Origin of the sequence: Domibacillus sp. 8LH (assembly GCF_038806185.1) — a bacterium.
Taxonomy (GTDB): Bacteria; Bacillota; Bacilli; order Bacillales; family Domibacillaceae; genus Domibacillus; species Domibacillus indicus_A.
The window spans coordinates 1-26,166 of sequence record NZ_JAVJNG010000013.1; the positions used below are offsets into that span (position 1 = coordinate 1).

The window sequence follows — 26,166 nt, forward strand, 5'->3', positions numbered from 1 at the left end:
GGGTGTTTTTAATGGAAGATAAAAATTAAAACGTTGACGTTTTTATTGATTTTGTTCAGTTTTCAATGTTCAATTCGTTTTCGCTACCTCTACGACAGCTATAACATCATATCATTAATCACTTTTCAATGTCAACAACTTTTTTAAAGTTTATTTATTTCATACTGAGAAGTTATTAACGAAGATACATCACTTTATCATATCTCTCAAATCTAGTCAATCTTTTTGAGAAGATATTAACCAAAACCGTTTAAGATTTTCATGTTTTGACTTACTGTTCAAGCGACGGTATCAAATATAACACTTTTACTTTTTAAAAGTCAAACCTTTTTTTAAAAAGACTAAAAAAATAACCCTGTTTTTCTTCTCTTCTATTAAAGAAGAAAAACAGAGTGAAAAGTTAATTGTACTAAACGGATGCATGAGAATGAGTTTCTTTTCTTGTCTCCCACGCGTGCAGCATTCGGAATACTGGCGGCAGCACGAGGATCACCGCAACAATACGCAAAACTTGAACAGCTACAACAAAAGTCGCATCAGCATTGAGAACGACTGCGGTAGTTGCCATTTCCGCTACGCCACCTGGCGCAAATGCCAAAGCAGCTGTCATAAACGCGAGGCCCGTTGCTTTTGACACGATATACGCACAAACAAACATAGCGCTAATAAACAGAACCGTACTAATAAACGCGATAGCAATGGTCTGCTTTAACCCGTAAAACATTTCTTTTCGAAACCTTGATCCAATGGAAGCAGCAATCACAATTTGCGAAAGGATCATAATTTCATGCGGCCAGTAAGCCTGCATATCGTATCCGACCGCAGAAGATGTACCTGCCTGTACAATTGCTGTTGACAGCATGCCTCCCAGCAGCCAGGGAGCAGGAAATTTTAATTTTTTTCCGACATGGTAGCCCGCATACGCTGTTACAGCGAGGACCGCTGTCCAGCCAAAGCTGGTCCATTCAAATACAGAAGGAGCTGTTTGGGCAGCAGAAGCGGCAGATGGGTGAAATACGAGGACCGAAACAACGATAGGGATAATAAAGATAACCAAAAACACACGCATCGTCTGCAAAATGCTGACAACCGCTGTATTAGCCCCTACTTCTTCGGCAATTCCTGGCATAGCTGACAAACCGCCAGGAGCTGTACTGAAAAAGCTTGTCAGCATATCTGTTTTGCTGAATTTCCACAAAACCACACCTGACAGGAGCGAAAATACAATCGAAAGCAGGAGCATAATGATAATAACCGCCCAATCCTTTTGAAAAACAGTAAGAACGGAAAGATTGATTTTTTGACCAAGCTCAATGCCTAAAATACATTGACCAGCATAAAGCCAGTATTTCGGAACGCCTTTCTTTCCTAAAACGTTTGGCTTAGTGAAAGAAATAAGCATAGCGGCTAAAAGTGTGCCGAGCATCCAGCCAATCGACAGGCCAGTCATGGAAAGCAGCAGCCCTCCAATAGCACTTATGGCAATAAACAGCCATTTTGTTTCTTTCATGGTGACTCCTTCTTTCTTCTTGTTCTACTATTTACTATAATGAAAAAAGAGAAATAAATAAAATATCGTTTTTCTATACTTAACGATAAATATTGATTATATCTGTAAGGAGACGGTCAAATGGATGAACGCGACTGGCTTATATTACAAACGCTGCATGCACATAAAAATATTACAAGCGCCGCGCGGTCGCTTTATATTTCCCAGCCTGCTCTGACAAACCGGCTGAAACAAATGGAAAAAGAGTTTGGCGTGCAGATTGTCACACGTGGAAGGCGCGGTGTACAGTTTACACCGCAGGGAGATTATTTAGCAAAGTGTGCAGACGATATGATTCACCGCATGCAGAAAATCAAAGAAAACGTATTAAATATGGAAAATACGATGTCCGGCACACTTCGTCTTGGTGTCTCAACTTTTTTTACGGATTATAAGCTGCCGGGCCTTTTAAAAATGTTTAAAGAAGAATATCCAAATGTCGAGTTTAAAGTTGTGACAGAATGGAGCAGCCATATTACCCATTTAATACACAACCAGGATGTACACGTTGGATTCGTCAAAGGCGATTACGGCTGGAAAGACCAAAAGCGCCTCCTGTTTGAAGAAACCATCTGTGTGGCATCGAAGCATGAAATTGACCTGGAGAACCTGCCTGACCATCCGAGAATTGATTATAGGACTGATCAAGGACTGAAAATGGTCGTCGATAACTGGTGGGCAGAGAATTATGCGAAGCCACCTTTAATCAGCATTGACGTTGACAAAGCCGGCACGTGCAAAAACATGGTGGCAAACGGTCTCGGCTATGCCATTTTGCCAAGCATGATTTTAGAAGACATCGAAAATCTCCATAAAATCCCTTTAAGGCAGCTAAACGGCGGGCTGATCAAGCGGAAAGGCTGGATGTTTTTTCATGAGGAATCGCTTGAATTAAATATTGTCAGAGCGTTTGTTGAATTTATTGAACGAATTGATCTTAAAGCCATTCATTAAAAAAACAGCTCTCCTGTTTCACAGGGAGAGCTGTTTTTAAATTTGTTTTAACGCACTGCTGATCGACTTTTCTCCAGAGATCAGATCAAAGGAACGATTAAACGTATGTGCCTCGTCAAGTGCATGAAAAACGACCGACGCTACGTCTTCACGCGGAATGGAACCGCGCTCAAGCTGTTCGCCCGCCTCAACTCTGCCTGTGCCTGGCTCATTCAACAAGCCGCCAGGGCGCACAATCGTGTAAGTCAGTGAGCTTTGTTCAACTGCACGGTCTGCATAGTGCTTCGCTACATAGTAAGGAAGAATCGCTTTATTCCAGTTTTCGCGATTGTTCGCTTGCAGCGCACTCACCATCACAAATCGTTTTACTCCGATTTTTTCGGCTGCTTCCACCATTTTTGCTGCTCCGTCTAAGTCAATCAAAAGCGTTTTATCAAGACCGGTGTGACCGCCGGATCCAGCGGTAAAAACAATCGCATCACAGCCATACGCCGCATCTGTCAGCTCATCTATACTGCCTTCCAGATTGGCAACAACCGCTTCTATTCCTTTTTCCCTTAGCGCTTCCGCTTGTTCTTCCTTGCGTACCATAGCCCGCGCTTCGTGCTTCTCACTACCCTGCAGAAGCCCGACTAATTTTTGCCCGATTTGTCCGTTTGCTCCAACTACCAGCACTTTCATTGTATATGAGCACCTCTTTCCAAATCATTTCCTGCTCATTATTTCAAAAAAAGGAAGTGTGATCAAACGAGACGACTTACGACTCTAATTTGTCTGTCGTTAAATAAGCCGCTAATTCTTTACTGTCCTTTTTCCGCTCTTTTCGCTTTTGTGCCCGCATTGGTGCCGTTTCATTCAGCTTTTTTTCTTCATTCGTAACAGGGATCACACCTGGAACAGGGGCCGGACGCCGGTTGTCGTCCAGAGCGACAAACGTCAAAAAAGCAGTAGCCGCGATTTTTCTCGCACCGGTTTTTAAATCTTCCGCAATAATTTTAACAAAGACTTCCATCGAAGAACTGCCTGTCCACGTCACAAACGATTCAAAGCAAACCGAATCGCTCGGGCGGATCGGATGTAAAAAGTCGACAGAATCGGTTGAAGCCGTTACACATTCCTTCCGGCTGTGGCGCGCAGCTGAAATGGACGCAACCTGGTCCACATCACTCATCAGACGTCCCCCAAATAATGTATTATGATTGTTTACATCGTTTGGAAACACCCGGCTTGTCCGCACGACACGAGATTCTCTGCATTTTTTCGGCTCCATTGTTTATCACTCACTTATCCTTAATTTTAGAAATATGCGTTTCATTATAATCCCAAAATACGTATAAAGAAAGAAGGATTTTACAAGAGGTGGCGAATCGCATAAGCGACGCCAAATTCGTCGTTGGCGAGTGTGACAGCCCCCGCTTTTTCTTTTACTCCTTCCGGCGCATTGCCCATTGCCACGCTCCGGCCGGCGGCTTCAAACATCGATATATCATTGAAGTTGTCGCCGATCGCCATCGTTTCTTCTGTTTTCACACCAAATTGATCAGCCAGCTTCCGAACAGCATTTCCTTTTGAAACATCCGGATGCATAATATCGAACACATGACTCGCTGAAGCCGTCAGAGCAAGATCACGCCGGCCCGCATAACGGTCCCATGCTTCCTGCAGTTTTTCTTCATCATAAGAAAAAGCGAGCAAATTAAAATACTGATTCGTTTCCTGCAGTATCTCTTTATAAGACGTTACAAAATGAAAAGGTTCCTGACTAAACTGCCGCTCGGCCGCTTCTTTCATTTCTTCACGGTCCGCATGCGGGTTGGCGGTTAGAATACGATCCATTTCAACTTTCACCAATTCATGGCCATTGTTCGGTGAAAAAATGCTTTGTTCCGAAAATACCTCGTAGTAAAAGCTGCGCGCTTCAAAATAAGCGAGGATCTCTTCTGCCTGTTCCCTGCTTAAGGAAACAGCCTGGACACAGGTTCCGGACGGGTCATGTATTGTCGCTCCGTTCGCGCCGATAATCCAGGTGACCAGTCCAGCCTCCTTCATAAGCTTTGAAGCATCCGGGTATGAGCGTCCAGTTGAGATGACAACCTCTATTCCTTTTTTCTGCGCTTTGCGTATCGCTTCTATATTTTCATGCGGAATCTTATTTTGGCTGTTGAGAAGTGTTCCATCCATATCTATAGCAATCAGCTTCATTTTGCTTCCTCAAGTAAAGAAACGAGTTTGTCAGCCGCCTGTTTCTGTCCAAACATCGTATACGGACCGGCTGCTGCCATTACACCTCCTGCTTCTGTTACAAGAAGCTGACCTGCCGCAATATCATAAAAAGCCGGGTTCATATAAAGTGCAGCATCCCATTTTCCGGCTGCAATGTATGCGAGCGTAACAGCTGCCGTGCCAATAATGCGGACGCGGTATACATCGTTTACAATCTTCGAAAGCAGATCGAGCCGCTGCACATTCGCTTCTTTGTTACCGTCTTTCGCAAAATCACTATGTGAAACAAAGGATTCCGCCAAAGGCACATTCCTTACACGAATCGGTTCACCATCCTTAAAAGCACCACCGCCTTTTGATGCCCAATACGTTTCACCCAGCCCTGGCAGATCAATGACTCCGACAATCGGTTCCCCTTTGTATGTAAGCGCAATGGAGACACCATACTGCGGTACGCCAATGCTGTAGTTAATCGTTCCATCAATCGGATCAATTACCCATTCGTAGTCACTGTCCGCCTCAATCACTCCAGCTTCTTCACTGAAAATGCGATGTTCTGGATACTTCTGTTGAATTCGTTCGATAATAAGCGCTTCAACTTTGATATCCATTTCCGTAACGAAATCCTTTGCTGCTTTGATTGTCTGTCCGCCCGCTTTTCCGGCATTCGGCCGTAAAAAAGCACCCGCTTCCTTTCCAAGCTCAATCGCAAACGCAGTATACTCCTCGTACATCTAATCGCTCCTATCCTTATATGTATTAATCGTATCATATCAAAAAAAGGGCCTGCTCCTCCACCGTTGGAGAGCAGGCATCCATTAATAAACACCACGAATATGCTGTTTTACTTTTTCATCATAAAACGTTTTGATCCGCTCCTGCTCTTCCTGTGTGAAAGAAGGTGTGTGGAGCGCCCGCAGGTTTTGCTCGACTTGCCGCGTGTTTCTAAATCCGGGAATGATGCACGGTACTTCCGGATAATCGAGTATCCAGCGAAGAGAGGCTTCTGCCATTGATCCTCTTCCCTCTGCAATCCACTTTAATTCATTTGAAAGCTGAACGCCTTTTTGAAAGCCAAGCCCCGCAAAGGTTTCACCAACATTAAATGCATGTCCATCATTGTTAAAATGGCGGTGATCGTCCTCTTCAAACGTATCGCTTTGCTTGAACTTGCCCGTCAGCAGACCGCTCGCAAGCGGAAGGCGGACGATAATACCAACGCCCTGTTTCTTCGCTCTTTGAAACAGTTCTTCCGCGGGCTTTTGGCGAAAAAGGTTAAAAATCACCTGCAGGCTTTTGACGTTTGGGTGTTCAAGGCAAAGAAGGCCCTCTTCGACGCTTTCTACACTGACTCCGTAGTGCCGCACTTTTCCTTCTCTTTGAAGGCGGTCCAAAACATGAAAGACCTCGCCTTCCTCCAAAATCTTTGTAGCCGGACAGTGAATTTGATACAAATCAATTCTCTCACGCGCCAGTCTTCTTAAACTTGCTTCGCAATACGTACTGACTTGTTCATAAGAATAAGTTTCCGGCGCATGAATATCGCCTTGGCGGCAAAACTTCGTTGCCACATAAACCTCATCTTCTCTTCCTTTGGCGGCTTTGGCCAGCGGCCGTTCACTATGGCCGTCTCCGTAAACATCGGCTGTATCAAAAAAATTCACACCCTGTTCCATTGCGTAATCCAGAGCTTTTAATGATTCTTCATCTGTCGTTTTTCCCCAAGAGCCGCCGATTGCCCACGTACCAAAGCTGATTTCGCTTACCTTCAATCCCGTATTGCCCAGTTCGCGATAGTTCATCATGATCCTCCCTTGATTAAGAAAGCGCTTTTAGAAAAGTAAGTATACGGGACAAGCCGATAAAACAAAAGCGCCGCCCCCCTGATCAAAGGAGCCAGCGCTGCTTTTATCCGCCAATATAAGACATGCCAATTTTTTTACGGCTTTTCGCCGTTTGCTCTGTTCGTTCATCAGAATAGCGGTCTGTCCGCTTTTCCCATACACCTCGAATAGCCTGAGCCAGCTCTTCGTCTGAAGCACCGGAGCGCAGCAGTTCTCTTATATCAAATCCACTTGTCGCAAACAAGCACGTATAAAACTTTCCATCCGATGAAAGCCGGGCGCGTGTGCAGGAAGAACAAAACGACTCAGAAACAGAAGGAATAAACCCAACTTCTGCTTTTGCATCTTTATAACGGTACCGTCCGGCCACTTCACCAAAATAAGCCGCTTCAGCTGGAATGAGTTCTTCTGTTTCGCGAAGGCGGTCAAGAAGCTCTCCTTTTGTGACGACTTGTTTAAAACTCCAGCCGTTGTCTGTGCCTACATCCATAAATTCAATAAACCGGAGAGTGATGTCCCGCTTCTTAAAATAAGCCGCCATCGGAGCGACTTCATGATCGTTCACACCTTTTTGCACGACCATATTAACCTTCACTGTAAATCCAAGTGACTGCGCGTAGTCAATATTTTGAAGAATAACATCCGGTGAAACTCCCCGGCCATTCATCTTCCCGAACGTTTCTTTTGATAACGCATCCAGACTGATGTTCAGCCTCCGAAGCCCTGCATCGAACAACGATTTACCATGCTGCTTCAGCAAAAGTCCGTTTGTCGTAAGACCGATGTCTTCTAGTCCGTCAAGCGTTGACAGCATGCGGATTAACTCCGGCAGATCACGACGCAGCAGCGGTTCTCCGCCTGTCAGCCGCACTTTCTTAACGCCAAATCCTATAAACAGCGCTGCCAGCCGTGTGATTTCTTCAAAAGAGAGAAGCTCGCTTTTCGGCATAAACGCGTAATCATCACCAAAAATCTCCTTCGGCATGCAATACGTACAGCGAAAGTTGCACCGGTCAGTTACGGAAATCCGCAAATCACGCAATGGACGCTGAAGTGTATCGGTTATGTTCAAAGCGCTCAGTCCTTTTTCATAGTTTTGGTTATCCCCCGCTTACCGGTGGAATAAAAGCTACGTGATCACCTGGGTGAACAGGCTCACCTTCGAGTACATATTCTTCATTAACCGCTATTTGCACAGCGGAAAAATCAAACTCTGGATATGATGTTTTGGCCCACTGCAGCACATCTGCTGCAGTGCCGCTCTCCCATGCAAGCTCTTCTTCGGCTTTTCCGGCCGCTTCTTTTAAGCCCGCAAAATAATGCAGATAAATCATGCTTTGCCTCCTTCCGGTTTATAAGCTTGATCGCCGATCCATTCTTCTCCATCTTCCCATATTTCTTTTTTCCAGATTGGGACCACTTTTTTGATTTGCTCAATCGCGTATTCATTCGCTTCATAAGCGGCTCTTCGATGCGGAGAGGAGACAGCGATAATCACCGCAATGTCAGAAATAGCAAGCTCGCCAATCCGATGAACAATCGCTACGCGTGAACCCGGCCATTTCCCCATAATTTCATCACCGATTTGCGCCAGCTTTTTTTCAGCCATTGGCACGTATGCTTCATATTTTAAGTACATTGTCCGCTTTCCATTTGTCCACTCACGAACTGTACCAGCAAACAGTGTAACCGCACCTGCTCCCGGGTGCGTGACGTAATCCATATACGGCGCTCCGTCAAGCGGCTCCCCTGTTACATGAAATGGTTTTAATTCAGCTCCCATACTGCTGCTCCTTCCTCTGATCCAATGATCAGTACATCTACTTCATCACCTTTTTGGAATCCGCGCGTGCCGCCTGGCAATACGATAAACGCGTTTCCTCTTGCAATCGATGTGACCGAGTTCGATTTATTAAATCCCGCCGGGCTGACCACCGCGCCTGATGGCGCGGATGTATAAACGGCCCGAATGAACCGGTTAAACGGATTTGGCTTTTTAAAATCTGCCGCCAGTACCGCCTTCTCATAAGGTAAATACGGCCGGCCGCTCCCCATCATGGAAAGAAGAGCGGGACGCACAAAAAGCTCAAAGCCGACAAAGCAGGCGGATGGGTTTCCAGACAAGCCAAATAAAAAAGTATCCCGCGCATGAGCAACCGTTGTAACACTGCCAGGACGCATCTGTACTTTATTAAATAATACCTCAGCTCCGAGACGGGCGTATACGGCCGGCAGGAAGTCAAAATCACCTACCGATACTCCACCCGTTGTGATAACGGCATCACATTCATTAATTGCCGCTTTCACCATATCAAAGCAGGCATCCTCATCATCGGGAAGCGAACCAAGCAGCCGGCACTCTATGCCCATTCGCGCCAGCTGAGCGGCAATCATAGGACCATTTGAGTTACGGATTTTCCCCGGCGCAAGCGGCTCATGGACGTCAACAAGCTCGGTGCCTGTTGCCAGCAGCCCGACGACCGGCTTTTTCGCTACACGTACCTGTGCGTATCCGAATGTTGCCAGGACAGCAATAACGCCGGGCTGGATAAAAGTGCCGGCTTCGACGATGATCTCTCCTTCCTGTGCGTCTTCTCCTCTTAACGACACGTTTTCAAGCGGTTCAAATGGCTTGCGAATGGTGAACGTATCTTCTGTGATCACTGTCTGTTCCAGCATCACAACAGCGTCCGCTCCGTCTGGCAGCGGTGCCCCGGTCATGATACGAACTGCTTCTCCCGCGCCGACTGTATGCGGCGACACAGCTCCTGCGCCAATATGATCAATGACGCGAAACTCAACACGCGACTCGCCAGAGGCGCCTTTTGTGTCGGCAGAGCGGACGGCAAATCCGTCATACGGAGAACGATCAAACGGGGGCACATCGTGACTGGCTCGAACCGGCTCCGCTAAAATCCGCCCGTATGCTTCATGGAGCGGTACCGTTTCTTCTGTTAAATGTGTCACCCGTTTCATCACTCTCTCAATCGCCTCTTTTACTGCAATCGGCTGTCGCTTTTCAACCATTCTCTTTTCCTCGCTTTCTTTTCCCCATGCTATACTGAGATTATCTATTACTTGAAAGGATGTTTGTATGTCTGAATTCACGCATTTTAATGAGCAGGGACGCGCTAAAATGGTGGATGTTTCCGAGAAAGCGGAAACGGTCCGTCTTGCTGTCGCTCATTCCTCTATCGAAGTAAACCAATCTATTTATGAGCAGATCACGCAAGGTACAAATAAAAAAGGGGATGTCTTCGCGGTTGCCCAAGTAGCCGGCATCATGGCCGCTAAACAAACCTCTTCAATTATTCCCATGTGCCACCCTATTCCTTTAACCGGCGTTAATATCACGTTCCATTGGAAAGTAGACGAAGCAGCCGGCCGCTTTGTTGTATTAATTGAGGCAGAAGCAAAAACAAAGGGTGTAACCGGGGTTGAGATGGAGGCATTGACTGCCGCTTCAGCCGCTGCGCTCACTATTTATGATATGTGTAAAGCATCCGGGAAAGAAATGGTGATCGGCCCAACGTATTTGCAGAAAAAGTCAGGCGGCAAAAACGGAGACTATGAGCGCGGCCGCAGTTAAGCGGCCGCTTTTCCTTTCCTCTACCACCGAATGAAAAGCTCTACACTTTTTATGCCCTTTTTATTTTCTAGCTTCATGAAGCAAATGTGCCGCTTCCGGCAAAATCAACTTCCGCATCGCTAGATCAACCGCCCCGCGCGAGCCCGGCAGAGCAAAAAGCAGTTTTCCGTCTTTAGCTGTTCCCGCTAACGCTCTGGATAACATCGCTTTTGTGCCAATATCTTCTGTGAAACTTAAATAACGAAAAAACTCTCCAAATCCCGGAATTTCCTTTTTAAGCAGCGGCTTTACCGTCTCAATAGTAATATCCCGGGGGGCAATGCCAGTTCCGCCTGTTACAATGATCAAATCAATCTGATCATCTTCGAGCCACTTTCCAATCATCTCGCCCACTGCTTCCTGTTCATCCGGCACAATGGCATACCGCGTTGTTTGATGTCCGTTTTCTTCCAGGAGAGCCTGGATGTGAGCACCGCTTTTATCCGATTCAACGGTTCGTGTGTCGCTCACAGTCAGAACACCGGCTGAACATGACGTTTCTTTCCCAAAATCAACTGACATTTCTTCCGCTCCCCCTTAACTGAAAAGCTGGTTATAAATTTTTAAAGCCTGCTTAGCGTCCTGCATTCCATGAAAAAACAAACGACCGTTTTCAAACAAAACAATTCGATGTTCACTAAACATAATCTGCAAAAAATAAGGCGTCCGCTTATGTTTCAACTGCTGTTTCCGGGCTATTTTCTCTCCGTCTTCAAGTGTCAGCGTCCGGCCGGCACCAGGTGTCAGCTGAATGGTGTCACGGCCGCACAATAAAGCCGACTTTGTTTCATCTGCCTGGCTCAAAGCCGGATACGTGCGTTTCGCTCCGCACGACGGGCAGTCCGGCCGCTTCATTTTCTTCACACCGAATGCGTGCTTTTCATTTGTCCATGCGTCAATTCGCAGCATATCACGCCGTATAGAGTCAGCGTTCCCCGTCAACCACTTTAGTGCTTCAGCACACTGAAAAGCTGCAGTTATATATACAGCCGGCGCAATCACACCGGCTGTGTCGCATGTTTCAGCAGAAGAGGGAAGTACCGGCAGCAGGCATCGAAAGCAAGGGCCTTCTCCAGGGATAAATGGCATAACGACACTTGTTGCACCGACGCAGGCTCCATAGATCCAAGGAATGCCATGCTTGACACTTGCATCGTTGATAACAAGACGTGTTTCAAAGTTGTCGGTCCCGTCAATCAATAGATCGCTTCGCTGTGCCAGCCCTTCAATGAGCGCTGCATCTGCATGATCCATCCACGTTTCCACAGCAACCTCGCTGTTGACGGCCGCCAGACGCTTTTTCGCCGCTTCCACTTTTGGCATCATATCGCGTGCATCCGCTTCTGTGTAAAGCGGCTGCCTGTGCAGGTTAGACACTTCAACATAATCACGATCGACAAGCAGCAGCCGGCCAACACCAGCGCGCGCCAGTGTATCTGCCGCGGCAGAACCGAGCGCCCCGCACCCAATAATCGCGACCGTTGACTGCGCCAGCCCTTCCTGGCCTTTTGTGCCGATCGGATAAAATTTTTGCTGCTTTGCAAACCGGTTTTCCATTTTCCCGCTTCCTCCCTGACGCTTTTCCCATCTTTACGGATAGATTACTGTGCGCTTTTAACGGCTTCGTTTGATTCTTTTATTTTACCATACTCTTTTTCTTTCCGCGCAGCCAGACAAAAGGATAAAGGCGTCTCGCAACGCGCGAAACACCTTCATCCTTTTGACAGTGTAAATTTGTCAATGGCCCGCCGAAGTGTATCAACAACGAGGGAGCTTTGCTCTGAATCAAAGCGCACTTCTTTAATCAGCTCAGCCATTTTCCCTGCCGACCCGTCCACCTGCTCGACTGTCTGCGCGTTTTGTGCATTGCTTCTTATTCATACAACGAGTGCGGATGGTTAGAATAAGAGCTGATAAGGCGGCGGGCGCACAGCTTCGCTTTCCATGGGGCAGGCGCTGAGCCCACTTGTCCCGTAGGAGTCTTCGCACGTCCGCCGCCTGTGCGGTTGGACAAAATTGCACAGCTTAAAGATACACTTGCCCTACCAACAAAGTGGTAAAAGCGCATGTGAAGATGCCTCTTTACTGCTTTTTCGAAACAAATGGGGAAGCGATGTTTCCCGAAAAGTCTCCTGCCCGTTTTCGGCGGTGAAAACTTTCATAAAAAAAGACCGACGACTTTGTCGACAGCCTTGGACCAGATATTTATGCCTGGTCTTTTATTTATAAACGCCAATGATCTCAACCGCTTTTTCTGTAACGGTCGTATCAATCGCTTTATCAAAATCAAACTCGCCGCGAATGGCCCCATTTTTCTTGTACATATCATATTGCTGGCGGATATCGTCTACGAACATTTCTCCATCTGGATCAAGGCCTGTTACGTACACTTCTTCCCACACTGCTGCATCCTTCAAAGAAGTATACTTCGTCATAATGTCAATGATTTCTTCCTTGCCTTCTCCTTTCTTAAAGGCATCGTTATAGTCACGGACTCCTTTTAAATAGGCAGCCATAAAGCGCAAAGAAACATCCTTTTGTTCGTTAATAAACTGCGGCGAGCCAAGCACCATGGCGATTTGCGCTTTCGGGGCAAAGTCCGTTGCATCACCGAAGCGGACATGAATGCCTTCCGATACGCCCTGTGTAATGAGCGGTTCAATTTGAAGCGCTGCATCAACGGAGCCATTTTCGATAGCTGCCAGCATATTGCCGAAGTCCGGCATCAAAACAAACTTTACGTCGCTCTCCTTTAAGCCGGCGTGTTCGAGCATTTTCCGGAAGATATAATCATCAACCGCATGCTCGGTGGATACCGCTACTTTTTTTCCTTTTAAATCGCTGTAATCTTTAATTTTATCCTTCTTGTCTGCGCCAATCACGAAAGTAAAATACGATTTCCCTTTTTCGTTGTGCCCTTTGTCAGCGATAATTTTTACATCAATTCCTTGGGCAATGGCATTAAAGAATGAGGCGGAAGAAACCCCTCCGGCAATATCTACTTCACCGGATGCAAGGGCGGGAAGCATATCGTCACTGTTAGCAAACGTCGCAAACTCCACTTCAATGTTGTAGTCCTCAAAATATCCTTTTTCATTGGCAATGTAAAATCCAGCACCGGATGCCGAACCGTCTTCCGCTATAATGACTTTTGTTTTTTCTTCCAAAGGAGCCAGATCACCGGATGGATTATTCTTACTTACTTCATTTCCTACACTAGCTGGTTTTTCTTCTCCACAGCCCGCTAAAAGGAACATAACACTTAACAATCCAAGCCACTTTTTCATTCTGATGCTCCTTTCATTCTCTTGATCCCTGTACTTCTTCCTGCAGATGCTTCCAGATTTTCGAAAAAGCAGCGGTCATGTCCGGATTGGACCGGATATCCTCAAGCTTTCTTGGTCTTGGCAGATCAATGCGGACATCAGCGGCAATACGGCCGGGCTGCGCGCTCATCAAAAGAACCCGGTCGCTTAAATAAAGAGCTTCATCGATACTGTGCGTAATAAAAAGAACCGTTTTCTTCGTCTCGGACCAAATCGACAGCAGTTCCTCCTGCAAAATAAACCGGTTCTGTTCATCCAGTGCCCCGAACGGTTCATCCATGAGCAGAATCTCAGGGTCGTTCGCAAAAGCCCTGGCGATGCTGACCCGCTGCTTCATTCCGCCCGAAAGCTCTTTCGGATACATTTTCGCGAATTTCTCCAGTCCCACTTTCGCCAAAAAATATTGTGTTTTTTCTTTTACATAGGCTTTTGGCAAGTGACGCATATTCAAACCGAAGGCGACGTTTTCTTCTACTGTCAGCCATGGCAGAAGCCCCTTCTCCTGAAACACCATCGACTGGCTCGGACGGTCTGCACCACTTTTTTGAATGTCAAAACGGCCGGCACTTTGTTTTTCGAGACCGGCAACAATACGGAGCAGTGTGGTTTTTCCGCATCCGCTCGGTCCGACCAAACAAACAAATTCCCCTTCTGCAATATCAACGGAAATCCTTTCAATAGCGGTTGTACTGCCCTGCTTTTTATAGAACACCTTGGTCAGGTCGCGAATGGCTATTTTCGGCTTATCACTCATTTGATCACCTCCACGGAAGTAACTTTCGCTGCAATGCACGCAGCAGCAGGGAAAAAAGATAGCCAAAAAATGAAATTAAAATAAGCCCGACAAACATGTCTTTGAGCAGAAACGCATTATACGATGTCCAAATTAAGTAGCCAATTCCCGACCGCGCCCCCATCATCTCAGCCGCTACAATGGTTAACAGAGCAATCGCCTGCCCCATTTGAATTCCTTCAAGCATAAAGGGAAGTGAACCAGGCAGGGCAATTTTAAAGAAGAAATCTTTACGGCTTGCGCCATAGTTTTTAGCTACGTCCAAGTACATGGAATCAATGGAAAGAACACCGGCCGCTGTATTGATCACCACCGGAAAAAAGACACTCCCTGCAATCGTCACAACTTTCGACGTTTCACCAATGCCAAACAAAATTAAAATAATTGGCAGCAGCGCAAGTGTGGGGATGGGCATAAGCGCCATAATTAGAGGAGAAAGAAAATGCCTGATTGGTGCATACAAGCCCATGAACAGACCGAGGATAATACCAGGAATGGCTCCAAGCAAAAAGCCCGCAAAAATACGAAACAACGAAATCCGAATATGCCCGAACAGTTCACCGCTTACAAGCATATCAACAAACGTAGCTGCAATAGCGGTCGGCGGCGGAAAAAACCGTGCATCGATTAAGCCGCTTCGGGATAAAAATTCCCAGATCAGCAGAAGAAAAAGTGGAGAAAAAACAGTTAGGGCCGTTTTTGCTTTTTGCCGTTTACGTTCCTTCTTCCATTCCTTTTTTTCGGTTTCCACCGGATTGTGTAAAACTTTCATGTTCACCACCTCTTCTTACCAATAATATGCATGCTTTTAAAAGTGTGTTCCCACCAAAAAAGCCGGCCTGCTCGCATTTGAGCAGGCCGTTTTTTTTGGTATTTACTTATTTAACGGAATCGATCTCCACCATATTTCCGTTTTTATTAGAGCCCGTTATAACCCTTTTCTCCATACGGCTGTTTTTCAGCAAGCCATTTTCCCTCCAGCTTTTGAAGCGCCCGCTTTTCGTCGAAAAACCCGGTCTCCGGCTTTTTCAGCTGCTCAAGAATCGTAAATTGAAAAGCTTCTTTTCCAAATTCGTTCCATTCTTTCTGTAAATCCTTGTTTGTGCTTGAACCTGCTTCCAGCTCGAACTTCCGCCCATTCAACGTTTTAAAATTCCGGGTGCTGCCAATAAAGATCTTTTGATTGATCGTATTTTTTATTTCATACACGCCTGCTTCTATCTTCGTTTCTTTAAACTGCTGTTTCAGTTCTCTTTTTCGCTCCATTTTCAATGCCTCCCCTTATTCATTCACCCAATATTCGCTTCCGTCCGGCTTGCGGTTTAAAAAGCCATATTCAATTAAGTATCTTCGTATTTTGACGTAATCATTGAAAACAGCGAACAGGATCTCGTTTGTTTCTTTTTCGCTATACACCTGGCCTGCTTTGAACTTTTTCGCCATTTCCCGCATGATAATGAGCCGCTGTTTTTCTTTTGGCGGAAATGCGAGCAGAACGCCCTCTGGCATAAACTTTTGAATCACCTTTTCCTGTTCCTCTTCTGTTACGTTATAACGGCTGTCAACCATTCTTGCCTGTTTGTGGGGAGGCACGACAACAGGAGCATGGGCATCCCTTTCATTTAACAGCTCCATCACTGCCAAAAACATTTTAGCCTGGCGTTCTTTTTCTTTTAGTACAAAACGATGGTTTCGGATGGTGGAAATGCTTCCGATCCCCATTTCCGCTTGTATTTCTTTATTGTTTTTTCCCTCGTAAAAAAGGCGCAGGAGCTTATTTTGATGTTCGGTCAGCCCCGTCAGCTTTTTATCCATTTTCATGATATAGTCAAAAACAGAGACGTGTTCTTGGTTAATGTGAGCCTGCGTATACCGCTCCGCGTCATAAAGCTTGTCTTCAACCGGATAAATGATCCCTTTCTCAATTCTTTTTCCGCACAGCAGGCAGGTAAAAAAATCAGTTTCTTCTACGTAGCCTTTTTTCAATTCCTGAATCGACGCATTCCAAAACATTGCTGAAGTATCCATAGCAAACAATCCCTTTTTATGTTTATTTATTTATAGACATATTAATAAAACGTCTGTTTTATGTCAATAAAAAAACCACCTATTTTCTAGGTGGTTTAAAAACATTTATTCCTGTTTCCACACATCTTTCAGTTTCCATGCCGCGAACGAAACCAGCCTCGCTTCGCCGCCGTCGGCAAATAATTGAACCTTCGTACTTTTTTCATTCGGATAAATACGTCCGGTCATAACTGCTTCTCCGTCATTCACAAACACTTCAACCGAAGAACGATCGACAAATATATGCAGTTTCACAACAGCTGATGCTCCAATTTTTGCTTTGCGGATACCGCCTTCCCCTTCACCAGATGAATGCCGGTCAAAAGTAATGGCTTGATCAGCTGCATCAAAGCGGATCGTCGTTTTTTCCCGGCTGTCTTCTGAACATCTTACATGCAAGCCAAACGACGTGGCACTTCGCGCTTCAAATTCCGCTTTGATTTCCAGACGTTCTCCGGATATATGGAACAGCTGTGTCCCGGAAAGAGGCATTGGACCGGCAATCGTTTTTTCCCGGCGCAGTTTTTTCAATTCTTCTACAGGCTGCATCACAAGCCGTCCTGATTGATTAAAGGAAAGCTGGCGCGGAATCGTCAGCGCCCCTGCCCAGCCATGTGCCTGTTCCGGCATAACCGCCTCCCACATATTCATCCAGCCGAATACAATCCGCCGTCCCTGGTCATCCTCAAATGACTGTGCCGCATAAAAATCAAAGCCTTGATCAAGCTCAGTAAATTCACTGTGCGTGAATGCAGCCGTTTCGTAATCCAAATCGCCGATCAGCGTTCCGGTCTGGTAAAGGTTTTGATAACGGTCGCCAGAAGCTTCAATGCCTTGCGGTGAAACGAGAAGCACATGCCTGCCCTCAAGCTCAAAAAAATCAGGACATTCAAGCATAAATCCAAGCTTACCATCGCTTTTTATAATGGCTCCGCGATCCTTCCATGAAAAAAGATCCGCCGACTCATACAAGTGTACACAGCCAAGCTTGTCCTTTTGACTGCCGACAACCATATACCATTTCTCTTTATACTTCCACGCTTTCGGGTCACGAAAATCAGCCGCGGCTCCCCGGGGAGGAGCCGAAATAACCGGGTTTTGTGGATGCTTCTCGAAATGAATGCCATCTGTGCTCGTTGCGATACACTGGACCTCTTTTATTCCGTCTTCATCTTCTGCATGCCCGGTATAAATGAGCGTTAATATACCGTCATGATCGACTGCACTGCCGGAAAAACAGCCGCTTCTGTCATATTCCTCATCTGGTGCAAGCGCAATCGGCAAATGCTCCCAATGAACAAGGTCACGGCTTTTCATATGCCCCCAATGGATGGAGCCTGGCTTTACGTCATACGGGTGATGCTGATAAAACACGTGATAGTCACCCCGCCATTGAATAAGGCCGTTTGGATCATTTATCCAGCGGGCCGGCGCCATAATATGATAACCGAGCCGGTACGGACTGTGTGCTGCCCGCTTTTCGTCCTGACGAACAGCGCGATGTGCTTTTTCAATTGCTTGTTTCATTGATTCCGCCTCCTTTAAATGCCCGACAGCACTTTAAAAGTCATCTTTTATATGTATGGGAGCCGAAATATCCGCATACATCCGTTCAGCTTTTCCTGATATATCGCCTGTCAGCTCCCTCGCAGCAAGCCATGAACTTTTAAAACGCGAAAGCGGGGTATTTTGGTTATTAACCACCCGGAAGTCATGGCGAACGGCTTTTTTTCTTTTGGTAACAAACGCCAGGCAATTTTGTGTGCTTTAAAATGAAACTTCTCAACTTCCTTAAACCTTTCCTCGCCATTTTATAGCGCTTACATTTCATCATAGTCGATTTTTTTCTGTAGTTCACCCAAACGGTGTGAACCGCTTCCCTTTCATAAAATTCTCTTTCTTTATTTCGTTTTCTCCCTTCTCTTCAATCATGTATAGTAGAAGATAGAAACGGAGTGGAATTTGATGAAAACCATCGCAGATATTGCCAAAATCGCCGGTGTCGCAAAAAGCACTGTGTCACGGTTCTTAAACGGCGGTTCGGTCAGTGAAGAAACAAAAAGGAAAATTGAACAGGTCATCAATGAAACAGGCTATACACCGAACGCTTTTGCCCAGAGCTTAAAAGCGAAACAAACAAATATGATCGGCACAATCGTTCCCCGGCTCGATTCCTACGCTACTTCCCGTACGCTGATGGGGATTGATGAACGGCTTCGCGAATTAAATTATCATATGCTTGTTTCCAATACGGGACAAGATCTCCAGCGGGAAATTGAAAACATTTATACACTCGCCAAACAAAAAGCGGCGGGCATTATTCTGCTCGCTACCCAAGTAACAGATGCACATTTACAAGCGTTTCGCACCATCGATATCCCGGTTCTTCTTGTCGGCCAGCAGCACGAAGAGGTATACAGCCTGATCCATGATGATGAAACAGCAGGCTACGCCATTGGTAAATATATTGCCCAGCGCGGACATAAAAAAATTGCTTTTCTTGGGGTCGGCGAATATGACGTAGCAGTCGGAGTCAAGCGAAAAAAAGGAGTTGCCCAGGCGCTGCGCGAACATGCGGAAGAAGTAGAAGCCCGCTTTTTTGAAACGACTTTTAATATGACGGACGCTGCCGAAAAAGCAGAACAGCTTTTTGATGAATTTTCGCCTTCAGCGCTTATTTGTGCCACCGACAATATTGCTTTCGGGGCCATGAAAGCAGCCTACCGAAAAAAAAAGTATGTTCCAAAAGATATTTCCATTACGGGCTTTGGAGGCTATGAAGTAACCGCTATGATGCATCCTTCTTTAACAACCGTCCACATTCATTTTAAAGAAGCCGGCCAGATGGCAGCGGACCATATCACCAAGCTGATCAAAGGTGAAGACATTCCAAAATTGACCTATTCGCGATTTGAACTTGTTTTACGAGAAAGTGTTGACATCCGTACAGATCATCTTTTATAATCAAATAGGAACCGGTTCCAATTCCGGTTCTCCTATTTACTCGTTCTTGGAACCGGTTCCTCTTTTTATTTAATGTTTTTAGGAACCGGTTCCAAATAATCTTACACGTATCGGTTATACTTTACCTACAAAGGAGGAACTCCAATGAATTACCCCCAAATTGCACTCGAAACGCTTGAAGCGCTTGGCGGAAAGGAAAACATTGCAGCCGCTGCCCACTGTGCTACACGCCTTCGGCTCGCTCTGCATGATGAATCGATTGTCGATCAGGAAAAGCTTGACGCGATGGACAGCGTCAAAGGGACTTTTTCTACCGGCGGTCAATACCAAATTATTTTTGGTTCTGGTACGGTTAACAAGGTATATGCAGAGTTTGCCAAGCTGACTGGTACGGGCGGCATGTCAACAGCTGATGTGAAAAGCGCCGGCGCCAAGAAAATGAACCCTCTCCAGCGGTTTGTAAAAATGCTGTCTGATATTTTTGTACCGATTATTCCAGCCATTGTTGCCGGCGGTCTGTTGATGGGAATCAACAACCTGCTCACAGCGCAGGGACTGTTTGTAGATGGCAAGTCACTGATTGAAGCTTATCCAAATATGGCTGATTTAGCAGCTCTTATTAATACATTTGCCAATGCTGCCTTTGTGTTTCTCCCTATTTTAATTGGTTTTTCTGCAACCCAGCGCTTCGGCGGCAACCCTTATCTTGGCGCCACGCTCGGTATGCTGATGGTTCACCCGGATTTATTGAATGCTTACAATATTGCAGATGCTCTAGCTAAAAACGAAATTCCTGTCTGGTCTATTTTCGGATTTGAAATTGAAAAAATCGGTTACCAGGGTACGGTTCTTCCCGTTCTCGCTGCTTCCTTTATTCTGGCTAAAGTGGAACTATCCCTTCGTAAAATTGTTCCATCGATCTTTGATAACTTACTGACGCCGCTTTTAACAATTTTCATTACAGGTATTTTAACGTTTACACTTGTAGGCCCGCTTACTCGTACAGCCGGCAACCTGCTGTCTGACGGTATGATCTGGCTTTATGATACGACCGGTTTTGTAGGAGGCGCCCTGTTCGGCCTGCTTTACGCACCTATTGTCATTACCGGTATGCACCACAGCTTTATTGCCGTTGAAACACAACTTCTTGCGGATATAGCAAAAACAGGCGGCTCCTTTATCTTCGTTGTAGCGACCATGTCAAACGTCGCTCAAGGAGCGGCTACACTTGCCGTATTTATGAGAACAAAAAACAAGAAATTAAAAGGAACGGCTTCTGCTGCAGGTGTTTCAGCCCTGCTTGGCATTACAGAACCTGCCCTGTTCGGAGTAAATTTAAAGCTTCGCTATCCGTTTATTGGTGCGTTGATCGGTTCTTCTGTGGCAACGGCGTATGTGACATTCTTTAAAGTAAAAGCGATTGCGCTTGGCGCAGCCGGTCTTCCAGGCATCATTTCCATTCAGCATGAAGGACTTGTTCAATATGTGATTGGGATGGTTATTTCGATTGTAGTTGCTTTTGCTGTAACGATGATCCTTGGGAAGCGTGATGAGAAAAAGCAGGCTGTGCAAAAAGCAGCATAACATTTAGGTGGAGAAGATTTCTCCACCTCCTTTTCATTTTAATAAGTATGAGGTGATCAGATTGCAATGGACAACAGAACAACGTTATACACGACTTGAAGACATATCTAAATCAGAGTTGGCTGCTTTAAAAAAACAGGTGGGTGGTTCCCCGTGGCGGCAAACTTATCATATTCAGCCCGAAACAGGATTGTTAAATGATCCGAACGGCTTTTCTTTTTATAATGGTGAATATCATTTATTTTACCAGTGGTTCCCGCTTGGCCCTGTTCACGGCATTAAATATTGGTATCACACAAAATCAAAAGATCTCGTTCATTGGGAGAATGCCGGTATCGCGATTCGGCCAGATAGTGACCTTGACAGCCATGGTGCTTACTCTGGCAGCGGTATCGTGCACAATGACCAATTGTACTTAATGTATACCGGCAATACTCGTGATGAGCAATGGGTGCGGCATCCGAAGCAGAATATTGCCATTATGGACAAGCAGGGCATTATTCAAAAAAAGCAAAAACCAGTGATTCATGAAGTGCCGCCCGGCTATACCGATCATTTCCGCGATCCAAAAGTATGGAAAGAAAATGGGCTTTTTTATGCCGTTATCGGTGCCCAGCGGACAAACCTGACGGGCTGTGTCGTGCTCTACAGCTCCCCAGATATGGAAACATGGACATTCGAAGGCGAAATTAAAACCGCCCTTCCCCGCTTTGGTTATATGTGGGAATGCCCCGATTACTTTACGATTGATGGACAAGGTGTCCTTGTTTTTTCACCGCAGGGCATTGCGCCGAAAGGCGATTGCTATCATAATATTTATCAATCCGGCTATGTTCTCGGGAATCTTGATGTTGAAACACAAAGCATAGATCATGGCGCCTTTTTCGAACTGGACCGCGGCTTTGATTTTTATGCACCGCAAACAATGGAAGCGCCGGACGGACGGCGTATTTTAGTCGGCTGGATGGGACTTCCTGAAATGTCTTATCCAACGGATTCACATGGCTGGGCGCACTGCCTGACCCTGCCCCGGGAAATCACGATTGAAAACGGGCGGCTTATGCAAAGACCAGTCCGGGAGCTTGAGCGCCTGCGCGGTGTTCAAATGGAAGCTTCAGCTGATCTTTGTGATGAAGTACAGACTTTTGACAGCTTCAGCGGTACAGCTTTTGAAATGATTTGTTCGTTTGAGCTGGAGGATGCAGATTCATGCGGAATTGAAATTCGCGTAAGCGAAGAAGAAAAAACCGTTATTACGTACGACGCCCTCAAGCAAAAGGTCCACTTGGATAGAACATATTCTGGTGCGCTTACAGATTCGCCATATGGAACTGTGCGCAGCTGCTCGTTAGCGGGGGACAAAGTGACGTTTCGTTTATTTGTGGATTCCTCTTCCCTTGAGCTCTTTGTAAACGATGGAGCCGAAGTTTTTACAAGCCGTATTTTTCCAAGCAAGGACTCGGCAGGCATCCGCTTTTTTGCAAAAGGCGGCCGCGCGACATGCCAGGCGGTAAAATGGACGATAGGAGAGTAAAATGAGTACATTATTTTCAATTGGAGAAGTATTAATTGATTTTATCCCACAGCAAAAAGGGCTGGCTCTTAAAGATGTCGTATCCTTTGAACGCGCACCCGGCGGAGCCCCGGCCAATGTGGCCGCTGCCGTTTCAAAACTCGGCGGGCACTCCGCCATGCTGACGAAGCTTGGCTCCGATGCATTCGGTGATTTTTTATTGGAGAAGCTGATTGAAGCAGGTGTGGAAACCAAGCACATTATCCGCACGAGTGAAGCCAATACGGCTCTTGCGTTCGTCTCCCTCCGTGAAGATGGTGAACGGGACTTTTCTTTTTACCGGAAGCCTTGTGCAGATTTGCTGATGACAGCAGACGAAGTGGACGAATCCTTGTTTCACCCCGGTGACATTCTGCACTTTTGTTCCGTTGATTTAGTTGAAAGTCCAATGAAGCATGCGCATATTAAAGCAATCGACCGGGCTAAACAGCGCGGTGCTTTCATCAGCTTTGATCCAAATGTGCGGCTTCCGCTTTGGGAGGATCCGAATGTGTGCCGCGAAACCATTTTAGCGTTCATACCAAAAGCGCATCTGATCAAAATTTCAGATGAAGAGCTTGAATTTATTACAGGTATTTCAGAAGAAAAAGCGGCTATTGCTTCCCTGTTTACAGGAGATGTAAAAGCGGTCGTGTATACACGCGGTGCAGCAGGTGCCTCACTGTTTGTAAACGGAACAGAAATCCAAGCAGACGGCTTTGCTGTACAGGTACAGGATACGACTGGTGCCGGGGATGCTTTTATTGGCGGCTTTTTATTTCAGCTTCTTCAGACCGGTGCCAATTTAGAAAACGTTTCTTCTCTTCTTGAACAGCGCGGAGAAGAAATCGTCCGTTTTGCCAATGCAGCCGGTGCCATTACGACCACCGGCAAAGGAGCCATCTCTTCCCTGCCTTCCCTGCAGCAAATAGAAAACATGCTTAATGAAGTTCATTCAGATACAAAATAAAAAGCACCGCCCGTTTGGGCGGTGCTTTTTATTTTGCGTTCATCGCATTGTAGATGGCCACTGTAAATGCTTCACGGGTTGCATTGTGTGTTCCATAAAACTTGTCGCCTTTAAAAAAGCCGGTTTTATCAATAGAAGCCATAGAAAGGATGCCTTCGTATGCCCAATGGCCTACCTTAATGTCTGTATACACAACATTTGCTGCCGCCGTTTCAGACACTTTTAAGTTAAAAGCACGCTGGATCAAAGATGCCATTTCGTTTCTTGTCATTTCTTCTTCTAAGCCGAATGTTTTATCTCCGTAGCCATTCATAATGCCCGCTTCATGAACCGCTGCTATATCTACAGCAAACCGGTTTGTTTTCGGCACATCTGTAAAGTAGCTCATTTTTTCTGGTTTCAAACCAAGTACACGGTTGATAATGGCTGCGGCTTGTCCGCGCGTTATTTTTTCGTCCGGCGCGAATGTATCGGTTGTAAATCCATTAATAACTCCCTGTTCCGTCAATGATTTAATCGCATTGTACGCAAGGTCTGTTTTTTCTACATCTGTAAACCATTCCGGTGCTTGTTCTTCTTTAATTACGCGTTTAGCGCCTGCATATCTCGGCGACCAGTATGAATCGCCATCTAGCGGAACAAGCGCGATGCCTTTGCTTGATGTGGCATTCAATACTTGGCTGTTGCCTGTGTATACCCCAACATGGGAGATGCCTTTTTTATATGTGTTAGCGTAAAAAACAAGATCGCCAACCTGAAGATCGCTTTTGGCTACTGCTGTGCCTACATTGTACTGTTCACCTGTTGTGCGCGGCAAAGAAATGTCAGCAGCATGTTTATAAATATATTGAACGAAACCGGAGCAGTCGAATCCTTTTGGCGTTGTGCCGCCAAATACGTACTCTACACCCATGAACGTTTTCCCAAAAGCAACAACTGATTCACCAATGGACGCGGCTTCTGCTTTAACAGATGCCAATGGGGACACGCTAAAAAACAAGATGACCGCTAAAAATGAAAGAATTGCTTTCTTGCAACTGTTCACTATGTACCTCCTAATTTCCCATTCTTTTTTCTCTACTTAATTCCTCATAAATCTTATTCTAGCAAAAATAAACATTACGATGTTTTACGGTAAAATTACAAATTTCGATCTTTTTGTAATAATTTATCCTTATTTTTCCTGCAAAAACTCATAAAAAAAGAACTGGGGAGCAGCAGTTCTTTTAAGAAAAAACAAATGATATATACACTCCGAACAGCAAAATTAAAGTGACAATGATACCTGTCAGGAGCAAAATACTCGCTTTTTCAGGCTTAAACATTTCGTTGTCTATCGCCCTGGCTTTAATAAAATAACTGCGTGTAGAAAAAGCAAGGACCAGCAGTCCTGATAGAATAGCAGCAAATCCGACTATGTCTGCCAGGAGATCTGCACGTGTCGAATGCCGGGACAAAAAACTAAAGTGAAGGTTGCTGATTAAAAAACCAATTCCTATAATGGCAATGGCCGTTCTTGTCCATGCCAAATAAGTGCGTTCATTCGCCAAATGCTGCTGAACAAAAGCAGCGCTTTTTGTTTTTGTCATTGTGTCGATTCCCTCCTCTTCAACCGTTTAAGGCAGGCACCCATTTGTCTATACTTACATACAATACCCTGAAAAATGGGGAACATTTCTCAAATCGTGAAAGATCATTAACGAATTCCCTCATATCCTTTATAATAGAGAGGATTATGAGAAAAGGAAGGTGAGCAGCTATCGACGCGCTGCAAATTGCAAACGACTTAAAGAAGAAAGTGGATGAACAGTCTGTGTATCCACTGTTTCCATTGCATAAGCACACATATACGAAAACAGGCGGGGTAGCCGATGTTTTCATTAAGCCTAAACATATAGACGATCTACAAACCGTTATATATTACGCAAAAGAACATGCGCTTCCACTGACGATTCTAGGAAACGGCTCAAACGTGCTTGTCCGGGATAAAGGCTTGCGCGGTATCGTCATTGCCCTTGAATACTTTGACCAAATTCATGTAGACGGCACGACGATTACGGTAGGAAGCGGGGCAAAAATCATTGATGTTTCCCGCACGGCACTCGATCATCATTTAACCGGTCTTGAGTTCGCCTGCGGCATTCCGGGTTCAGTAGGCGGGGCTCTTGTCATGAATGCCGGCGCTTATGGAGGCGAGACGTCAACAGTGCTGAGAAAAGCAACGGTTCTTTCTCATGACGGTGACTTGATCACGCTTGGAGAAGATGATTTTCACTTCGGCTACCGCAAAAGCATTTTCACAGAAAAGGACTACATTATTCTAGAAGCAGTGTTTGAATTAAAACCAGGCCGTTTTGAGGAAATTAAAGAAGCGATGGACACCTTTACTGCGCTCCGCGAATCAAAACAGCCGCTTGAATATCCATCCTGCGGAAGTGTATTTAAGCGCCCGGCCGGTTATTTCGCCGGCAAACTGATTCAAGACAGCGGCTTGCAGGGAACCCGGATCGGCGGCGCGGAAATTTCTAAAAAGCATGCCGGCTTTATTGTAAACGTGGACGGCGCTTCTTCTACGGACTATTTAAACTTAATCCGTTACGCGCAGGACCGTGTACGCGAAAAATTTGGTGTAGAACTTGAAACAGAAGTAAAAATTATCGGCGAAGATTAATCAAAAGCCGCTTCGGTCGACCGAAGCGGCTTTTTGTTCGT

28 protein-coding genes are annotated in these 26,166 nt (G+C 45.7%); 7 read left to right on the forward strand and 21 right to left on the reverse strand.

All coding sequences use genetic code 11. The features are described 5' to 3' along the window. Positions 1-409 precede the first annotated feature (409 nt). Positions 410-1,510, reverse strand: coding sequence for an AbrB family transcriptional regulator (locus RG959_RS14740; RefSeq protein ID WP_342797753.1), 1,101 nt, complete (start codon positions 1,508-1,510; stop codon positions 410-412). A 120-nt stretch (positions 1,511-1,630) separates the two neighbouring features. Between RG959_RS14740 and RG959_RS14745 the strand changes: the two genes are divergently transcribed. Beyond that, complete coding sequence (locus tag RG959_RS14745) at positions 1,631-2,503, forward strand: LysR family transcriptional regulator (protein ID WP_342797754.1); 873 nt, start codon at positions 1,631-1,633, stop codon at positions 2,501-2,503. A gap of 36 nt (positions 2,504-2,539) precedes the next feature. On the opposite strand, the gene RG959_RS14750 is transcribed toward RG959_RS14745, so the two are convergent. From RG959_RS14750 to RG959_RS14790, 9 genes are all read right to left on the reverse strand, one after another. After that, positions 2,540-3,184: an SDR family oxidoreductase gene (locus RG959_RS14750; RefSeq protein ID WP_342797755.1), complete on the reverse strand. Its 645-nt coding sequence runs from the start codon at positions 3,182-3,184 to the stop codon at positions 2,540-2,542. A gap of 76 nt (positions 3,185-3,260) precedes the next feature. Beyond that, positions 3,261-3,773 (reverse strand): acyl-CoA thioesterase, encoded by a 513-nt coding sequence (locus tag RG959_RS14755; RefSeq protein ID WP_242234713.1) that lies wholly within the window; start codon positions 3,771-3,773, stop codon positions 3,261-3,263. Between the two features lie 80 nt (positions 3,774-3,853). Further along, positions 3,854-4,705, reverse strand: a complete 852-nt coding sequence (locus RG959_RS14760) for a Cof-type HAD-IIB family hydrolase (RefSeq protein WP_342797756.1) — start codon at positions 4,703-4,705, stop codon at positions 3,854-3,856. Beyond that, complete coding sequence (locus RG959_RS14765; RefSeq protein ID WP_342797757.1) at positions 4,702-5,460, reverse strand: inositol monophosphatase family protein; 759 nt, start codon at positions 5,458-5,460, stop codon at positions 4,702-4,704. The genes RG959_RS14760 and RG959_RS14765 overlap by 4 nt, the downstream gene beginning before the upstream one ends. An 84-nt stretch (positions 5,461-5,544) precedes the next feature. Further along, a complete protein-coding gene (locus RG959_RS14770) occupies positions 5,545-6,528 on the reverse strand; it encodes an aldo/keto reductase (RefSeq protein ID WP_342797758.1) in 984 nt (327 codons plus the stop codon). A gap of 106 nt (positions 6,529-6,634) precedes the next feature. After that, a complete protein-coding gene (gene moaA / locus RG959_RS14775) occupies positions 6,635-7,651 on the reverse strand; it encodes a GTP 3',8-cyclase MoaA (protein ID WP_342797848.1) in 1,017 nt (338 codons plus the stop codon). A 19-nt stretch (positions 7,652-7,670) separates the two neighbouring features. Then, the gene (gene moaD / locus RG959_RS14780; RefSeq protein ID WP_342797759.1) at positions 7,671-7,904 is read right to left on the reverse strand and encodes a molybdopterin converting factor subunit 1; all 234 of its coding nucleotides are present in this window, start codon (positions 7,902-7,904) and stop codon (positions 7,671-7,673) included. Next, positions 7,901-8,353, reverse strand: coding sequence for a molybdenum cofactor biosynthesis protein MoaE (locus RG959_RS14785; protein ID WP_342797760.1), 453 nt, complete (start codon positions 8,351-8,353; stop codon positions 7,901-7,903). Before RG959_RS14785 ends, moaD begins: the two co-directional genes overlap by 4 nt. After that, positions 8,338-9,597 (reverse strand): molybdopterin molybdotransferase MoeA, encoded by a 1,260-nt coding sequence (locus tag RG959_RS14790; RefSeq protein WP_342797761.1) that lies wholly within the window; start codon positions 9,595-9,597, stop codon positions 8,338-8,340. Before RG959_RS14790 ends, RG959_RS14785 begins: the two co-directional genes overlap by 16 nt. A gap of 67 nt (positions 9,598-9,664) precedes the next feature. Between RG959_RS14790 and moaC the strand changes: the two genes are divergently transcribed. Beyond that, positions 9,665-10,159, forward strand: coding sequence for a cyclic pyranopterin monophosphate synthase MoaC (moaC, locus tag RG959_RS14795; RefSeq protein WP_342797762.1), 495 nt, complete (start codon positions 9,665-9,667; stop codon positions 10,157-10,159). A 60-nt stretch (positions 10,160-10,219) separates the two neighbouring features. Here the strand turns inward: moaC and RG959_RS14800 are convergent, their stop codons facing one another. The 9 genes from RG959_RS14800 to RG959_RS14840 form a co-directional block, all read right to left on the reverse strand. Beyond that, positions 10,220-10,720 (reverse strand): MogA/MoaB family molybdenum cofactor biosynthesis protein, encoded by a 501-nt coding sequence (locus RG959_RS14800; protein WP_342797763.1) that lies wholly within the window; start codon positions 10,718-10,720, stop codon positions 10,220-10,222. Between the two features lie 15 nt (positions 10,721-10,735). Next, entirely contained in the window at positions 10,736-11,755 is a 1,020-nt protein-coding gene (locus tag RG959_RS14805) for a ThiF family adenylyltransferase (protein WP_342797764.1), read from the reverse strand. A 316-nt stretch (positions 11,756-12,071) separates the two neighbouring features. After that, positions 12,072-12,266 carry a hypothetical protein gene (locus RG959_RS14810; RefSeq protein ID WP_342797765.1) on the reverse strand — a complete coding sequence of 65 codons (195 nt, stop codon included), beginning with the start codon at positions 12,264-12,266 and terminating at the stop codon, positions 12,072-12,074. A gap of 151 nt (positions 12,267-12,417) precedes the next feature. After that, a complete protein-coding gene (locus RG959_RS14815; protein ID WP_342797766.1) occupies positions 12,418-13,485 on the reverse strand; it encodes an ABC transporter substrate-binding protein in 1,068 nt (355 codons plus the stop codon). 13 nt (positions 13,486-13,498) lie between these two features. After that, positions 13,499-14,278 carry an ABC transporter ATP-binding protein gene (locus RG959_RS14820; RefSeq protein WP_342797767.1) on the reverse strand — a complete coding sequence of 260 codons (780 nt, stop codon included), beginning with the start codon at positions 14,276-14,278 and terminating at the stop codon, positions 13,499-13,501. Positions 14,279-14,282: 4 nt separating this feature from the next. Then, positions 14,283-15,089, reverse strand: coding sequence for an ABC transporter permease (locus tag RG959_RS14825; RefSeq protein ID WP_342797768.1), 807 nt, complete (start codon positions 15,087-15,089; stop codon positions 14,283-14,285). Between the two features lie 146 nt (positions 15,090-15,235). Further along, positions 15,236-15,583 carry a GIY-YIG nuclease family protein gene (locus tag RG959_RS14830; protein ID WP_342797769.1) on the reverse strand — a complete coding sequence of 116 codons (348 nt, stop codon included), beginning with the start codon at positions 15,581-15,583 and terminating at the stop codon, positions 15,236-15,238. Positions 15,584-15,598: 15 nt separating this feature from the next. Next, positions 15,599-16,345, reverse strand: a complete 747-nt coding sequence (locus RG959_RS14835; protein WP_342797770.1) for a DUF2087 domain-containing protein — start codon at positions 16,343-16,345, stop codon at positions 15,599-15,601. Positions 16,346-16,450: 105 nt separating this feature from the next. Next, a complete protein-coding gene (locus RG959_RS14840) occupies positions 16,451-17,911 on the reverse strand; it encodes a glycoside hydrolase family 32 protein (protein WP_342797771.1) in 1,461 nt (486 codons plus the stop codon). A gap of 438 nt (positions 17,912-18,349) precedes the next feature. Between RG959_RS14840 and RG959_RS14845 the strand changes: the two genes are divergently transcribed. The 4 genes from RG959_RS14845 (at position 18,350) to RG959_RS14860 (ending at position 23,454) form a co-directional block, all read left to right on the forward strand. Then, on the forward strand, positions 18,350-19,348 hold the full coding sequence (locus RG959_RS14845; RefSeq protein ID WP_342797772.1) for a LacI family DNA-binding transcriptional regulator: 999 nt from the start codon (positions 18,350-18,352) through the stop codon (positions 19,346-19,348). Between the two features lie 144 nt (positions 19,349-19,492). Then, positions 19,493-20,932, forward strand: a complete 1,440-nt coding sequence (locus RG959_RS14850) for a sucrose-specific PTS transporter subunit IIBC (RefSeq protein WP_342797773.1) — start codon at positions 19,493-19,495, stop codon at positions 20,930-20,932. A gap of 61 nt (positions 20,933-20,993) precedes the next feature. Beyond that, a complete protein-coding gene (locus tag RG959_RS14855; protein ID WP_342797774.1) occupies positions 20,994-22,466 on the forward strand; it encodes a glycoside hydrolase family 32 protein in 1,473 nt (490 codons plus the stop codon). A 1-nt stretch (position 22,467) separates the two neighbouring features. Further along, positions 22,468-23,454, forward strand: a complete 987-nt coding sequence (locus RG959_RS14860) for a carbohydrate kinase family protein (protein WP_342797775.1) — start codon at positions 22,468-22,470, stop codon at positions 23,452-23,454. Positions 23,455-23,482: 28 nt separating this feature from the next. Here RG959_RS14860 and RG959_RS14865 read toward each other — a convergent pair whose 3' ends face one another. Then, complete coding sequence (locus tag RG959_RS14865; RefSeq protein WP_342797776.1) at positions 23,483-24,499, reverse strand: C40 family peptidase; 1,017 nt, start codon at positions 24,497-24,499, stop codon at positions 23,483-23,485. Between the two features lie 181 nt (positions 24,500-24,680). Continuing rightward, on the reverse strand, positions 24,681-25,043 hold the full coding sequence (locus tag RG959_RS14870; protein WP_342797777.1) for a YidH family protein: 363 nt from the start codon (positions 25,041-25,043) through the stop codon (positions 24,681-24,683). A 185-nt stretch (positions 25,044-25,228) separates the two neighbouring features. Between RG959_RS14870 and murB the strand changes: the two genes are divergently transcribed. Continuing rightward, positions 25,229-26,125 carry a UDP-N-acetylmuramate dehydrogenase gene (murB, locus tag RG959_RS14875; protein ID WP_483298895.1) on the forward strand — a complete coding sequence of 299 codons (897 nt, stop codon included), beginning with the start codon at positions 25,229-25,231 and terminating at the stop codon, positions 26,123-26,125. Positions 26,126-26,166 lie beyond the last annotated feature (41 nt).